The 14,362-nt window shown below is 50.7% G+C and carries 14 protein-coding genes; 7 read left to right on the top strand and 7 right to left on the bottom strand.

What is annotated here, in order from left to right; genetic code table 11:
• The 7 genes from Q7V48_13715 to Q7V48_13685 all read right to left on the bottom strand — a co-directional run.
• The coding region (locus Q7V48_13715; GenBank protein ID MDO9211784.1) for a hypothetical protein at positions 1 to 339 on the bottom strand (339 nt) is incomplete at its 3' end.
• Between the two features lie 368 nt (positions 340 to 707).
• Entirely contained in the window at positions 708 to 2,111 is a 1,404-nt protein-coding gene (locus tag Q7V48_13710) for an amidase family protein (GenBank protein ID MDO9211783.1), read from the bottom strand.
• 144 nt (positions 2,112 to 2,255) lie between these two features.
• Complete coding sequence (locus Q7V48_13705) at positions 2,256 to 3,212, bottom strand: aldo/keto reductase (GenBank protein ID MDO9211782.1); 957 nt, start codon at positions 3,210 to 3,212, stop codon at positions 2,256 to 2,258.
• An 83-nt stretch (positions 3,213 to 3,295) separates the two neighbouring features.
• A complete protein-coding gene (locus Q7V48_13700; protein MDO9211781.1) occupies positions 3,296 to 4,033 on the bottom strand; it encodes an MBL fold metallo-hydrolase in 738 nt (245 codons plus the stop codon).
• 55 nt (positions 4,034 to 4,088) lie between these two features.
• Positions 4,089 to 4,421 (bottom strand): hypothetical protein, encoded by a 333-nt coding sequence (locus tag Q7V48_13695; protein MDO9211780.1) that lies wholly within the window; start codon positions 4,419 to 4,421, stop codon positions 4,089 to 4,091.
• A 69-nt stretch (positions 4,422 to 4,490) separates the two neighbouring features.
• Positions 4,491 to 5,420, bottom strand: a complete 930-nt coding sequence (locus Q7V48_13690) for a transposase (GenBank protein ID MDO9211779.1) — start codon at positions 5,418 to 5,420, stop codon at positions 4,491 to 4,493.
• Positions 5,421 to 5,881: 461 nt separating this feature from the next.
• Complete coding sequence (locus Q7V48_13685; GenBank protein ID MDO9211778.1) at positions 5,882 to 7,036, bottom strand: ATP-binding protein; 1,155 nt, start codon at positions 7,034 to 7,036, stop codon at positions 5,882 to 5,884.
• 309 nt (positions 7,037 to 7,345) lie between these two features.
• Here Q7V48_13685 and ndk point away from each other — a divergent pair, with 309 nt between their 5' ends.
• The 7 genes from ndk (at position 7,346) to Q7V48_13650 (ending at position 14,305) form a co-directional block, all read left to right on the top strand.
• Positions 7,346 to 7,762, top strand: a complete 417-nt coding sequence (gene ndk, locus Q7V48_13680) for a nucleoside-diphosphate kinase (protein MDO9211777.1) — start codon at positions 7,346 to 7,348, stop codon at positions 7,760 to 7,762.
• Positions 7,763 to 7,867: 105 nt separating this feature from the next.
• Positions 7,868 to 9,103, top strand: coding sequence for an NAD(P)/FAD-dependent oxidoreductase (locus Q7V48_13675; protein MDO9211776.1), 1,236 nt, complete (start codon positions 7,868 to 7,870; stop codon positions 9,101 to 9,103).
• Positions 9,103 to 10,158 (top strand): 23S rRNA (adenine(2503)-C(2))-methyltransferase RlmN, encoded by a 1,056-nt coding sequence (rlmN, locus tag Q7V48_13670; GenBank protein MDO9211775.1) that lies wholly within the window; start codon positions 9,103 to 9,105, stop codon positions 10,156 to 10,158. The genes Q7V48_13675 and rlmN overlap by 1 nt, the downstream gene beginning before the upstream one ends.
• A gap of 146 nt (positions 10,159 to 10,304) precedes the next feature.
• Positions 10,305 to 10,508: a cold shock domain-containing protein gene (locus tag Q7V48_13665; protein MDO9211774.1), complete on the top strand. Its 204-nt coding sequence runs from the start codon at positions 10,305 to 10,307 to the stop codon at positions 10,506 to 10,508.
• A 365-nt stretch (positions 10,509 to 10,873) separates the two neighbouring features.
• Positions 10,874 to 11,692 carry a nitrilase-related carbon-nitrogen hydrolase gene (locus Q7V48_13660; GenBank protein ID MDO9211773.1) on the top strand — a complete coding sequence of 273 codons (819 nt, stop codon included), beginning with the start codon at positions 10,874 to 10,876 and terminating at the stop codon, positions 11,690 to 11,692.
• A 193-nt stretch (positions 11,693 to 11,885) separates the two neighbouring features.
• The gene (gene argS / locus Q7V48_13655; GenBank protein MDO9211772.1) at positions 11,886 to 13,598 is read left to right on the top strand and encodes an arginine--tRNA ligase; all 1,713 of its coding nucleotides are present in this window, start codon (positions 11,886 to 11,888) and stop codon (positions 13,596 to 13,598) included.
• A 173-nt stretch (positions 13,599 to 13,771) separates the two neighbouring features.
• Positions 13,772 to 14,305: an SPOR domain-containing protein gene (locus Q7V48_13650; GenBank protein ID MDO9211771.1), complete on the top strand. Its 534-nt coding sequence runs from the start codon at positions 13,772 to 13,774 to the stop codon at positions 14,303 to 14,305.
• Positions 14,306 to 14,362: the final 57 nt, after the last annotated feature.

The following is a 14,362-nucleotide window of genomic DNA, read 5'->3' as shown; positions in this document are numbered from 1 at the left end:
GGTCACGTGGACAACCCCTTCTTTGATGACAATTGAAGGCACACCGAGAACCTGGGACTGTAACACGCCGGAGGCAAGGGCTGTAACCTCGTCTTTGGCCAGTACGTAATTTTGCACGACTGTTAGGGAAGAGATGTAAGTTCCCGCTTCTTCCACAGCAAGACGCTTGGCCTTCTGCAGGGCAAAGGCCTCGACCTGTTCCTGGCTCTGATCCCGACCGACGACCTCCTCCACTTCCTTCTCGAAGACCTTGATCTCCGCAAAGGCGGGATATACAAAAATAAATGCACTTAAAAAGAATACGCAGAGCAGCAGCCGAAACCTGTCTTTTTTAACCATAGCGACCGGACCCTCCTTCAATATAATCGGGGAAATCAATTCCAATTTCGTATTCATCACATACACTTTACTGATGCGTCAAGCAAGGAGTTGCAAGGAGTTGCAAGATGTTTATTGCCATCTGCAATATTGGATATTTTAGCAAACAATCGGATTACGGATAACAGGAAGTAATGCTTTTCTGCTCGTCTTTAAACACAGTGTCAAGGAAACTTCGTCCAATGACAAAAAAAAGGCTTACTGATAGGCTCTCCCATCTAAGAAAGGAATTTTAGGGTTTTTAGCGACGCCCCTCCCTCAGTGAAGTTTCTTCCTCGAAAAGAAGCCACTAATCTCTCCAATCTTCTCCTGTCATTAGCCTCCATTCGCTACAACTTGGGCCACCGATCGGCCCATGGCCGGGCCTCTTCAAAACGGGCTGAAGCCCGCAACACGGTAGATTCATCATACCTGCGCCCGACGATTTGGAGCCCTACCGGCAAGGCATCTTCGGTGAAGCCAGCGGGGATGCTGGCCGCCGGTTGCCCTGTCAAATTGAAGGGAAAAGTAAAGAAGGGTAGCAAGGGGCCCACTTTCTCACCGGCGACCTCCGCCGGACCGAAAACCCCCAGTTCATAGGGGGGAGTGGCGATGGTTGGCGTAAGCAGCAGGTCATATTTGGCGAAAAAGACCGAAATCTTGTCCCATAGCGCGTCCGCGCCATAGATCGCCTTGATTACATCCCGGGTTGAAAGGGCGTTCATCAGGGGAAGGAAAACCGCAAGCATGGGATCCATTTTCTCCTGGAAATTTTCCGGTAATTCTCGCTCCAGCCATACGACCATTCGGGGAACAATGATGTTCAAGAAGATCGCATCCGGGCAGGGGATTCCTGGGTTGGCCTCTTCCACAAAACAGCCCATCTCTCCAAAAGCTTTCACCGCCTTCTGACAAATCTCTCTGACCCGAGGGTCCACCTTTCCATACCCCAGATCGGGGCTCCAAGCCACTTTGAGCCCGCGGATGTCTCCTTCACAGGCCTTCAGGTAGTTTACCCCTGAAGACGGCAAGCTGGTGCGGTCTCGTTCATCCGGCCCGGATAGAATATCCAGAAGAGCTGCGGCATCCCGCACCGTTCGGGTAATCGGGCCCTCATGGTTCAACGTACTCCAGCTGTCGTGGCGGGGCCAGGAAGGGATGCGCCCGAACTGAGGCTTCAGCCCATACACTCCGCAACAGGAGGAGGGGACACGGATGGAACCCCCTCCATCGTTCCCTATGGCCAGAGGACCCATCCCCGCAGCCACCTGGGCGGCAGCTCCTCCTGAAGAGCCCCCGGTGCTCCGCTGCAGATTCCAGGGATTGCGGCTGGCGCCGAAGACGGCGTTATCGGTCGCAAACTTACCGCCAAATTCAGGGGTATTGGTCTTTCCGGTTACGGGACAGCCGGCAGCCCGCAACCGCTCCACCAGCACGGCATCTACCTCTGGAACGTTCTTCTCAAGGTGAAGGGAGCCGAAGGTGGTTCGAAGGCCTTTGGTCTCAATAAGGTCCTTGATCGATACGGGGACGCCGAAAAGGGGTCCTGCGGCCTTTCCCCGGACCACCCGTTTATCTGCTTCCCTGGCTTCCGCCATTGCCCGATCAGGATCAACCGTGCAAAATGCGTTAATCTGCGGATTCACTTTGTCGATCCGATTCAAAACAGCCTGCATCACCTCGGAGGGCTTGACCTCCTTCGCTGCAATCATTCGCCCCAAGACTAAACTGGATAGTTTGCAAAGATCTGCCATGGAAGCTCTCCCTTCTCTTTTTTCTTCTTACCGGATGCCTGCTCATGCCATAGGAGTCTTTGTCTGCTGCCTCTCCCAGGCCCGGCATAAAGATGACATGACCTTGCCTCAGGCTCTTCATTGACTCTTTTTAATACCCAAGGCTCAGGTTGAATAGGCACTCGCCCGGTTCAAAAGCTCTATTTCCGAAGGGTCCAATTCGAGTTTCGGCGCTGCCATTAATTCGTGCAATTGTTCCAGGTTCGTGGCGCTGGCAATGGGAGCGGTGATGCCGGGCCGGGCGATCAGCCAGGCCAGGGAGACCGTGGCCGGCGTGGATCCGCGCTGTTTGGCTACCCGATCGAGGGCCTCAAGGATTCGGAATCCACGTTCATTCAAGCATTTTCCGGCCCGCTGCCCCCGGGGGCTCTTGGATATATCCTTTTCCGACCGATACTTGCCGGTGAGAAAGCCGCTGGCCAGGGAGTAGTAGCTGATCACCCCCAATCCCTTTTCCCGGCACAGGGGTTCGAGCTTGGTTTCATAGTCGGCCCGGTCATAGAGATTATAAAAAGGCTGCAAGGATTGGTAGCTGGGATATCCCCCCTGTTGGCTGATCTCCAAAGCCCGAAGAAGTCGTTCCGCGCTGTAGTTCGAAGCGCCGATGGCCCTCACTTTTCCCTGCTGAATCAATTGCCCATAGGTTTCGATGGTCTCTTCCAAAGGGGTATCCGCGTCGTCGGTATGGGACTGATACAGGTCGATATAGTCCGTCTGCAGGCGTTTTAGGGAATCCTCCACCGCGAGCATAATATAGGACTTGGAGAGCCCCTTCTTGTTCGGGCCCATTTCCATTCCGACCTTTGTGGCGAGGATCACCTTTTTTCGGTTTCCGGGCCGCTTGAGCCATTTGCCCAGGATGGTCTCGGATTCTCCACCCCGGTTGCCCGGGGCCCACTTGGAGTAGACATCCGCGGTATCGATGAAATTAAGCCCGGAGTCCACAAAGGCATCCAATAATTTGAAGGACATGGCCTCGTCCGCAGTCCATCCAAAGACGTTCCCCCCAAAGGCGAGCGGAAAAACCTCCAACCCGGAATTTCCCAACTTACGTTTTTTCATCTTGATTCTTTCTCCCAATCCGGCCAGCTGAGTCGGTGCGCGAACCTCTTTGAATTTCCCATCCAAGAACCAAGGAAGCCCAATTACTTCATCTTCCGGATGCGCACCTCGATCTCTTTGCTCTCTTTCAGCAGCCCCAAAAGCTTTGAGGTATCCGTCTCCCCGAAGTGGTATGGATAGAGGACCCTGGGTTTGAAAGCCTTGGCGGCGTCCGCCACCATCTCCGGCGTCATGGTAAAGGGAAGGTTCATGGGCAGGAAGGCGACGTCGATCTTCTCCAGTTTTTTCATCTCCGGGATGTTCTCGGTGTCCCCGGCCACATAGACTCTCTTGTCCCCGAAGGTGATCACGTACCCGTTTCCCTCCCCCTTGGGATGGAACGGCTTGCCTTCGCTGCGCATGTGGACGAGGTTATAGGCGGGCACAGCCTCTATCTTCAGGCCGCCTACATTTTTTACCTCTCCATTTTTCATCACCATGCCGCCCTTCACCTGCTGGGCGCAGATCTCTGTCAATACCAGAAAGGTTTTTTCGGTGCGCAGGACATCCAGCGACTTCGCATCCAGGTGATCCCCGTGATGATGGGTCACCAGAATCAGGTCGGCCTTCGGCAGCTTGGTGTAATCGGCCTCCTTGCTTACCGGATCGACATGGATCACCTTTCCCCCAAAGGCAAACACCAGGCTTCCATGGCCGATGAAGGTAATCTTCAGGTCCCCGGCGGATGTTTTGATCAGATCGCTCTCCAATCCTTGCTGGGCGCCCGCTTGAAATGCCAGGGCGACGAAAAATGCAGCGGTTAATATAAAGAATTTCTCCATGTAGCACCTCCCTATAATTTGAGCATTCAAAATCTCTAAGTTTGGTCAAGAAAAATCAAATTGGAAACTCGCCGCTGAAACCTTTCATCCCCCCTTCGCCTTGACCTGACTTTCCCTTACGTTTTCCCCCCGCAAACTCGAAGAATTTCTTGACGGCCAGTTCCATCATGATCTCGCGGGGGATGCAGTGCTGGGGGGCGAAGGTGCGGATGTAGTCGATCTCCTCCTCGGTCGGGGTTGGAAATGGTTTCAGCGGGTCGGCCACCCGCAGGTCCCAGGGTACTTTGGATGTGACTTTTTTGAGGTCCACCCCCGGGAGAAGGGATTCCAGGTACACCTCCTTGGTCTTCCGATCGAAGCGGAAGACGGCCTCGGTGGATATCATCATGCTGCGAAGAGGGGGACGAAGAGGGGGACGTTCGTGCAGAAATTGCCTAACGGTCTCCCCTTCAATTCATCAGACTTTCTTGCCCCCCAAGGAAAGCGGGCGGGTAATACAAGAATTCGTAACCCCAAGGTAGCGCGCCACCTCCGCCCCAGAATACCCATGATCCATTACCGCAAGCCGCGATAACTCCTGCCGCGCCTCCACAACCACATGCCGGCGACTACCCGACCGCAACTCCTTCAAATCTACCCCATGTTCTTTACAAACCACCTCCGCCAAAGACCATAAACTCACTTTCTTCTGTCCTATTCTCAAATTCTCTTTTCCCATACCCCCCGATTCAGCCAATATCGCCTCTACAAAATCACCATCCCCTAATATCCTCTCATCCGATACCTGCTTCTCCCCTCGCCTCCGCAGGGCGATTACCGAAGACCAACCCCCCAAACTCCTCACCAAGCCGCCCCCAACTAACTCCGGCTTCCTCCCCAATAAAATTCCCTCTTCCACAAACTTCAAATAATTCCGCCGCCCTCCTCTCCCCCTTCCAAAATAGGATAAAACATAATCCCTACTCTGCCATTCTCTCCCATCCATATTCCCCATCAAAGCCGAGTGGCCTGACCAAGGACAATAATTCAATTCTCGGAGATCTTTGACTACCCCGGCCCGCAGCAAATTCAAATGGATATAACGAACCAACTCCGCCAAATAAGTATCCTCCTGGCACACGATGGACTTATACCGATTCTGAAACAGATGTCCATGCCTCCTATGCCGCCTATTGAAATGCACTGCATACCCAGTCAGCAACTTCCGCATGCTGGCAGACAATGGCTGTTTCTTGGTCTTACACAGTATATGAAAATGGTTAGGGAGAATGGCCCACGCATGGATATCCATCGAGCCCTCTTGCACCAATTCCCCTAATCGCTTAATAAAATCGACTCGATCCTGATCATCGAGAAAGATCTTCCGTTTCTCGATCCCCCGCCCCATCACATGGTGCAAAACCCCGGGCGCATCTAATCTGGCTGATCTCGGCATCCTTGCAATATGAACTATCTTTTATCCTCCGTCAAGCACTTTCTGCACGAACGTCCCCCATTCCCTCATTTAAGCAGCGTCCCCTAATTACAAGTGCAAGGCCTGGATACCGTCCAACTGCGTTAGAAAGAATTGGTTGGAAGTTAGCCTCTGGCATGGGCTTCCCTCCTCTGTTGGGAACAAGCTGAAATTATCATCTTTTCTTCAAACATGTCAAATTCCTAACCCGGCGTAGCCGGAACCAAATAGGAATGCCGGGAAACTCGAAATCCGAATATCGAAATCCGAAACAAATCCAAAATTCAAATGCTCAAAAATTTCAAACAAAATAAGAGTCAAGAGCAGATTTAGCCCCTTTGCAAGATCGGTTTTACGTCCCTAAAATGCCGCTGAAATCAATAACAGTCAATGTTTCAGGGAATCGCAGAGAGCCACTGCCAGGCAGGGACAACAAGGATTTGCCGACCGTCCTTTGACAATTGGCGATAACCCCCGGTCATATTGGTGAGTTGAACGGCAGGTACGTCTAAAAACGCCTGGAATTTTAGAAGGGCCGGGGACGGCTGGGTTTCGGAAAGTTTCGTCTCAACCAAGAGGAACGGCTGGTTTTCATTGGCCAGGAGGAAATCGACCTCTTGCTGTTCCTTATTCTTAATGAAATGCAGTGAAAAACTTCCCCAGCCCATCTCATTCCAAAGGGTAACTGCCCGGTAAAGTTCCAGGGCCACCATGTTTTCGAATCGGGCAGCGGGATCTTTGATTCGGGGGATATCCCAGAGGTAGATTTTGCGCTCCTTTTGGATGGCGCGGGAAATTTTTCGGGTCCAGGGCGTCAAACTGAAGACCAAAAAAAACCGCTCGAATGCCGAAAGCCAGTTGCGGATCGTATTGTAGGATAGTTTGAGGACTCTGCACAAAGACGGAATGGAAATTGGACTCCCAACCTTCGACGGCAGCAAGTGGTAGAGAGTTTCCAGATCACCGATGGCCTGGATATTGGTCAGGTCCCGGATATCTTCTCGAATCAGTTGCTGAGAATAGGCGTTGGACCACCTGCGGTAGGAGGCGTCTCGTCCGCTGAGAAAAGGCTCCGGGAATCCGCTGAATTGTTCGAGGCTTGACCAGGCTTTCTTCCTTTCGGCCTCTTTCTCGGTTTGGACGTCTAACAGGTGCCTGCTGAAGTCGTCAAAGTCACGGGCGCCGCCAGCCAATTCGGTTAGCGTAAACGGCCAGAGATGGAAAAGATAGTATCGTCCGGCCAGAGAGTCCCCACCTTTCTGATAAATATCCAATCGCCCGCTCCCGCTGACTAAAAACTTAAATTCCCTGTGAAAGCGATCGTAAACTCCTTTCAGGTAGTTTTTCCAGTCCCGGTATTTATGAATCTCGTCGAATACGATTAACGGCAGCGAGCTATTGCGGCGTTCGATTTCCTGGAAGAAGAACGGATTTTCAAGCAAGCGGGTTCGGTCTTCGGGAATATCCCAGTTGAGGTAGAGACGATTGGCAAATTCCTCCGAAATCATTTGCGCCAAGGTCGTTTTGCCACTCTGGCGGGGGCCGGACAGGAAAAATAGTCATATTAAAAACGGGATCAAAAACCGAAGACTTGCTTCACTTGAATATCCACTGAGAAGTTTTGCTGAAACCGGCCACAATTTACCGGAAGGCAAGGCAGGAGAGCCGCCTGCAGAAGGAAGCTATTAATTGGTGGCAAAGATTTCCACCTTGGGTCACCTTCAGCGAGAGCCATTTTCCCTTGCGTTACGATTACTTCCATGATAAAAATCATCACGTACTTATTAGAATGATTCGCAATTAGCGATCAGCGAAAGATATCAAGCTGATGGCTAATAGCTTTTTGCGAGGAGGAATACATGGAGCGGACGCTTTCAATTATCAAACCCGATGGAGTGGCCAAGGGGTTAATCGGGGAAGTGATCAAGAGATTTGAGAAAGCCGGGCTGAAGATCGCGGCCATGAAGATGATTCATATGTCCAAGAAGGAAGCGGAAGGGTTCTACGCAGTTCACCGGGGCAAGAAATTTTATGACAGCGTGACGGATTTCATGTCTTCGGGGCCCTGCGTCGTGATGATCCTCGAAGGGCCCAACGCCATCGCTAAAAACCGGGAGTTGATGGGGGCGACAAATCCGCAGGATGCTGCTCCCGGGACCATTCGCAGGGAGTATGCAGCGAATATCGAAAGGAACATCGTCCACGGCTCGGATGCGCCGGAGACCGCGGCCTTTGAGATCGGGTATTTTTTCAACGCCCTGGAAATCTGCGGGTAACAATCCTTTTCCCCGCAGAGAATGCAGGGATTCGCTTAGCGCTATGCGCATAGCGTTTTTTTCACTCGACGTTCTAAGCGATCTCTGCAGTGAAGGTTCTTGAATTTGAAGCCGGATGTAATCGTAATCGGAGGAGGGGCCTCAGGTCTGATGGCTGCAGGGCGGGCCGCAGAGCAAGGATGCAGGGTGCTCCTTCTGGAAAAAATGGGTCGGGTAGGAGTCAAACTGGCCTTGACCGGCAAAGGCCGCTGTAACCTAACCAACGGCGGGGACCTGCCAACCTTTATCGAAAGCTACCGGCATAATGGAAAATTCCTGCATAATGTTTTTTCTCGCTTCTTTAACGATGATTTGCTTTCCTTTTTCACATCGCGTGGCCTGCCAGTGATCGAAGAGAGAGGGAGGCGGATCTTCCCAGCTTCCAACCGGGCGCAGGATGTGGTCCGAGTCCTGCGCGGTTACGCCAATTCCCAAGGGGTTAAAATCCAGATTCATTCCCCAGTGCGGGAAATTCTGACCGATGATCGCCGGATCATCGGAGTACGAACCGACTCGGGCCAATTCGAGGCAGCCAAGGTCATTCTAGCTACCGGAGGTGCATCTTACTCCCAGACGGGATCCTCCGGCGACGGGTTCAGAATGGCTGAAAAACTTGGACATACGATCCAACGGATTCGGCCCGCACTCGTTCCGCTGGAGGTTGAAGAACCGTATGTGCGGGAACTTCAGGGGTTGGGATTGAAGAATGTGAAGGTTACGTTGCTCGCGGATGGCCGGAAGGCCGGAGAAGAATTTGGCGAAATGCTTTTCACCCATTTTGGCGTATCGGGCCCAATCATTCTTACCCTGAGCGGATTGGCGGTAGATAGGCTATCCAGTGCCAGAGTGGATTTATCCATCGATTTCAAGCCGGCTTTATCCCCCGAGCAGGTTGAAGCCCGGTTGGTCCGCGAATTCCAAAGGCATAGCCGGAAACAAATCCTCAATATCCTCCCTACCCTTTTACCTCGACGGTTTATCCCCATCTTCATCCAAAGATCCGGGATATCTCCGGCGATAACAGGGAGCGAGGTGCGTTCGGGTGAAAGGAAGCGCCTATTGCATTTGCTTAAGAATTGGCGGCTGACGGTTAAAAGTCCCAGGCCTCTTGAGGAAGCGATCATCACAGCCGGCGGCGTTTCCGTGCACGAGATCCATCCCTCAACGATGGAATCGAAGATCATCCCGGGGCTTTATTTTTGCGGAGAGATCATGGATGTGGACGGGAAAACAGGTGGGTATAACCTGCAGGCTGCGTTCAGCACGGGATGGGTTGCCGGGGAGGCCTCTGCCAGTAGATGATGCGCGAACAAAACGACCGAGTAAATCTGAAAAATTTGTCACTGGAAGAATTAGAATCTTTTGTGCTCTCCCTCGGGGAAAAACCTTTTCGAGCCGGGCAATTAGCTCGATGGCTATACGCGCGCCGAGCACGAACCTTTGGGGAGATGACTGACGTAGCCAAAAAATTTCGCCAAAAATTGGAGGAAAGTGCCTGGATCAGTTTCTTGAAAAATCTGGAAGTAAAGATTTCTCCGGATAGAACCAGAAAATACCGCTTTCTTCTGGCTGATGGCGAAACGATCGAAAGCGTCCTTCTTCCTGAAAAAGACCACTTTACGCTTTGTCTTTCTACGCAGGCCGGTTGCGCTTTGGGGTGCAAATTTTGCCTCACCGGAAGCCGGGGATTGGCACGCAACCTCTCCTCCGCTGAAATTATCGATCAGGTGATCGGAGTTCAGGCCACTCTTTCCTCGGAGGAGAAACTTACCAACCTTGTCCTCATGGGAATGGGGGAGCCGCTGAATAATTTTCAGAATGTAGTGCGAGCCCTGGAAATTATCCGGTCTCCCCGCGGGCTTCAATTTTCACACCGCCGGGTTACCCTTTCCACTGCTGGAATCATTCCGGAGATGGAAGAGCTTTGTTCTCGGCGGCACTTTGTTAAATTAGCGATTTCTCTAAATGCTTCGACCGATAGACAGCGTAGCCAATTGATGCCCATCAACCGCAAGTATCCTTTAAAAGATTTGCTGGCGGCCTGCCGAAGAATTCCTTTAGCCCACCGGGAAAAGATTACTTTTGAATATGTTCTGATAAGGGGGGTAAATGATTCGGAGGAAGATGCCCATCGTTTAGCCCAATTGTTGCAAGGGATTCAAGCCAAAGTGAATCTGATTCCTTTTAACGAACATCCTCAAAGCCCCTTGCAACGGCCTGATGATGATGCCCTCCAAAGGTTCCGGGCCGTGCTTATGGCTCAGCGTTTTACAACCATGGTAAGGTTGAGCAAAGGGTCAGACATAATGGCCGCCTGTGGTCAGCTGGGGGGAAAATGCCAAGAACTCGGGTCATAACCAATGATTAAGAAAATTCTGTTGAAAAAATTCTTGACAGAATTTAGGGAATTATGGTATGGGCAACGACGAGTAGGCCGAACGATATCGGCGGTAGCGGACCGGTTGGCGGGTCACTGGTTCGGGCAAGAAAAAGGAGGGGTTTGATGAAGTTGATCGGTAAGGTAAAGTGGTTCAATGATAGCAAGGGGTATGGCTTTATTGAACAGGAAGGTGGAAGGGATATCTTTGTTCATTATACAGCCATTGAGGGAGATGGGTTCAAGTCCTTGGCCGAGGGCCAGAAGGTAGAGTTCGAGATAACAGAAGGTGCCAAAGGGCCTCAAGCGACACAAGTAGTGAAGTTGTAATTTCCAGATATAAGATATATTGCTGAGGACCCGCATGTGACCCTGGGGGACGATTCCACCAGGGTCTTTTTTTTAAGATCTTTCACCACAGAGGACGCAGAGACCGCAAAGAAGCCTTAGAAATTCTAAGCCCGAAATCCGAAATCCTAAACATTTTCAAATGACCGAAATTCAAAATTCGAAACGCTTGTCATTTCCTGTTTGGATCATTTGAATTTAGAATTTGTTTCGGCTTTCGATATTCGGATTTCGAATTTTATGTTTCCTTTGCGATCTCTCCGGTGGATAATTACTTGGATAATTACTTTCTTGACCCTCACGGAGAAAGGGGCTAAACTTTAACAAAACTGAGGAGTTGAACAATCATGTTAAAAATCGCCGGCATTCAAATGAATTGTTCCCCAGATAAAGCAAGGAACCTGGAAAAAGCTCATTTATTGTCCAAAATCGCCATAGAAAGTGGAGCGAAAATTATTTGCTTCCAGGAGCTTTTCACCACGCACTGGTTTCCGATGGATATCAACCCGGAGAATTTTCAGTTAGCAGAAGAAGTGCCAGGCCCAACAACGGAAACCCTGCAGCAGGTGGCTCAGAAGTCGCAGGTGGTCATCATTGTGCCTCTTTTCGAGAAAGACCCCCGGGGGCTTTATTTCAACACGGCTGTAGTGATCGACGCGGATGGAGAAATTTTGGGAAAATATCGTAAGATCCATATTCCGCAAATTCCCTTATGGGAAGAAAAGGCTTATTTCCATCCCGGGGACCTGGGTTTTCCTGTCTTGGCCACGCGCTACGGACGGGTGGGAGTGCAAATCTGTTGGGATAATTTTTTCCCGGAAGGATCGCGAATCTTAGCCTTGAAAGGGGCTCAGATGATTTTCTCCCCCACGGCGGCAGCTTTCGCCTCTCAGGAAAAATGGGAAAAAGTGATCTGTGCCAATGCAGTCACCAGCGGGATTTATATCTTGCGGGTGAACCGAGTAGGCAAAGAAGCCAAACAAATTTTTTACGGGAAAAGTTTCTGTGCCACTCCCGAGGGAGAATTGGTAGACCAGCCCAGCGGCGCCCAAGAAGGAGTGGTTATGGCCGATATCGATCTCATGGAGATCGAAAGGACTCGACGGGTGTGGACTTTCTTGCGGGACCGACGGCCAGAGCTTTACGGTGAACTTCTGGCCAGCTAAAAAATATTTTCACCACAGAGAACGCAGAGGCCGCAGAGATAAATTGAAAATTCAACAAATAATAAAAAGTTTATCCAGCTACTTCGGTGCTCAAAGAACTCAATCAGTTACTGCAATTGATCGATTTGATTTTAAGAATAAATTTTTTCTGCATTCTCCGCCTGCTCTGTGGTGAAAAGCTTTAAAGGAATTCATGAACGAAGTGACCCAAGCCATAGCTGATTTCATCTCCCGGGAAACAGGCCTTGCCCCCGAGGAATTGCATCGATGGATCGAGGTTCCTCGAGGATCCCAATGGGGCGATTACGCCTTTCCCTGCTTCCTATTGGCTAAGGCCCTCAGGAAGTCTCCCCAGAATTTGGCCCGGGAGGTGGCTGTGAAGTTCAAGCCAGTCGGGCTGTTGAGCGATTGTACCGCTGCAGGAGCTTACATCAATTTCCGCATCCAGCGGGAGGCCTGGGCGGAAGTTGTTCTGAAAAGAATCTTTTTTAAGGATACCCGCTACGGTCAAAGTTCGGAAGGGGAGGGGAAAAGAGTTTTGATCGAATTCTCTTCCCCGAATATTGCCAAACCTTTTCATGTCGGCCACCTGCGCTCTACCATTATTGGAAATGCTCTTTGTCAGATTTTTGAACGACGGGGGTATCAAGTAATCCGACTCAACCACTTAGGTGATTGGGGAAAACAGTTTGGAGAAGTGATCACAGCCTTCAAACGATGGGGGGACTCGGACCGGTTGGAAGCCCAGCCCCTAAAACATCTGTTGGAGGTGTACAGTCGGTTTCACTATGAGAGTAAAGAAGATGAAGCTCTTCACGAAGAGGCGAGAGCCTGGTTTAAAAAACTGGAAGAAGGGAACCCTGAAGCTCGCGCCCTTTGGGGTCGCTTCCGTGAGATCAGCGTCGAAGAATTTAAACGCCTTTACAGCTTTCTAGGCATCACTTTTGATTCTTACGAAGGGGAAAGCTTTTACCAGGACAGGCTTCCCGCATTAATCGAACGGATGCGTGGGGCTGGGCTTCTGGTAGAAAGCCAGGGTGCCTGGATCGTTCCTCTGGAGGCCTACCAAATGCCTCCGGCCCTTATTCTAAAAAAAGATGAAGCCACCCTTTACCTTACCCGGGACATAGCCGCGGCTGAATATCGATTCCAGAAATGGAATTTTGCCAAGATGATCTACGTCGTGGGCGTTCCCCAAAAACTCCACTTTCAACAGTTATTCAAAGTTTTGGATCTCATGGGTTATGAGTGGAGTAAACGGTTGGTCCATGTGGATTTTGGACATGTCCTGGGGATGAGCACCCGAAGGGGAGAAGTAGTTTTTCTGCAAGATGTCGTTGATGAAGCTGTTCATCGAGCGGAAAGGGTGATCGAAGAGCGAGGGGAAGATAAAGAAGCGCGTATCGGGAAGATTTCCGAAGAAGAGAGAAAAAATATCGCCCGGGCTGTAGGCCTGGGGGCCATCATCTTTAACGACCTTAGAACGAAACGGACCAAAGACGTAGAGTTCGATTGGGAGCGAATCCTGGGCTTTGAAGGTGCCACCGGCCCGTATTGCCAGAATGCTCACGTACGCTGCTGCGGGATCATGAGAAAATATCCTGGAGAAGTGACTGTAACGGTTGACTATGGCGTTCTCGCCTCCGATGAAGAGTTTGATTTGATCAAACGCCTAGGGGAGCTTCCAGAAGTCCTCGGGCGGGCTACCGAAGAATATGAACCTTCAGTGATTGCTGTTTATATGCTGGAGTTAGCCATGACGTTCAATGTTTTTTTAGCCAGGCATCGTGTTTTGGGGGAAGAAAAAAGGACCACCCAGGCACGCGTGCTTTTAACTCAGGGGGTAAAAAGAGTCCTGGCTATCTGTCTGCGCATCCTGGGAATGGAAGCACTGGAGCGCATGTGATGGGAGCGGAGAAAACAAGATTGAAAAAAACAGCCGCCAGGCGCCGGGGTCGAACTTACCCCGGGGGGGTAAGATTTTATCCTTATCCGGCAAAAGAAGGAGGTAAAAAATGGGGCTTTATTATTGCCGGGACCTTCCTTTTAGCCCTGGTGGCTTTCGTTTCCGGCATACGGGTGGGAAAAGCAATCAACGATCTTCAATATAGCGGAAAATCGTCATCTCAGAGTAAGCAGGAAAAGAAAAAAGAAGAAAAAAAAGATTCTCTTTATCAGGCTGAGTTTAAAAGGGGAAATTATCCCGCGAACAAAGAAGCAAAATCTTTCACCTCTGAGATTCCGGATAAACGAGAAGAAAAAGCCAGGCCAACACCCCCGACGAAACCAAAAGTTGGAGAAGCAAAGTTATTAGAACCGGCAGAAGAGATTGCCTCTTCTTCTCAAGGAGCTAGATCAGCTCCGGCCAAAGCCCGCTTTACATTGCAGGTTGGTGCTTTTAATAACTCCGAAGAAGCCGCACAGTTGGTGAACCAATTGCAGAGCAAAGGGTATGCTGCTTACCAGATTACGGGGAGTGCAGCGGCCAAGGGACTGTGGTACCGGGTGCGAGTGGGGCACTTTCCATCCCTGCAGGATGCCCGACAATTTGCACTTATGTTCGAAAAAAAAGAAAATATTAAAACGGTCATTACCACCGAACCGGCGTCATAAAAAAGTCATCACACCCGCGAAGCCCGGATGGAGCAAGAGAAGAGAAAAATTTAAAAT

It is taken from the genome of Deltaproteobacteria bacterium, assembly GCA_030654105.1.
GTDB lineage: Bacteria > Desulfobacterota > SM23-61 > SM23-61 > SM23-61 > JAHJQK01.
This window is presented reverse-complemented; position numbering and strand designations above follow the sequence as displayed.

What these genes read in the sequence shown, in the direction of transcription:
- Q7V48_13705 (MDO9211782.1), bottom strand. Translation starts at nt 3,212, where the DNA reads ATGAAAAAACGTAAGTTGGGAAATTCCGGGTTGGAGGTTTTTCCGCTC.
- Q7V48_13690 (MDO9211779.1), bottom strand. Translation starts at nt 5,420, where the DNA reads ATGGGGCGGGGGATCGAGAAACGGAAGATCTTTCTCGATGATCAGGAT.
- Q7V48_13700 (MDO9211781.1), bottom strand. Translation starts at nt 4,033, where the DNA reads ATGGAGAAATTCTTTATATTAACCGCTGCATTTTTCGTCGCCCTGGCA.
- Q7V48_13660 (MDO9211773.1), top strand. Translation starts at nt 10,874, where the DNA reads ATGTTAAAAATCGCCGGCATTCAAATGAATTGTTCCCCAGATAAAGCA.
- rlmN (MDO9211775.1), top strand. Translation starts at nt 9,103, where the DNA reads ATGCGCGAACAAAACGACCGAGTAAATCTGAAAAATTTGTCACTGGAA.
- Q7V48_13665 (MDO9211774.1), top strand. Translation starts at nt 10,305, where the DNA reads ATGAAGTTGATCGGTAAGGTAAAGTGGTTCAATGATAGCAAGGGGTAT.
- argS (MDO9211772.1), top strand. Translation starts at nt 11,886, where the DNA reads ATGAACGAAGTGACCCAAGCCATAGCTGATTTCATCTCCCGGGAAACA.
- Q7V48_13710 (MDO9211783.1), bottom strand. Translation starts at nt 2,111, where the DNA reads ATGGCAGATCTTTGCAAACTATCCAGTTTAGTCTTGGGGCGAATGATT.
- ndk (MDO9211777.1), top strand. Translation starts at nt 7,346, where the DNA reads ATGGAGCGGACGCTTTCAATTATCAAACCCGATGGAGTGGCCAAGGGG.
- Q7V48_13695 (MDO9211780.1), bottom strand. Translation starts at nt 4,421, where the DNA reads ATGATGATATCCACCGAGGCCGTCTTCCGCTTCGATCGGAAGACCAAG.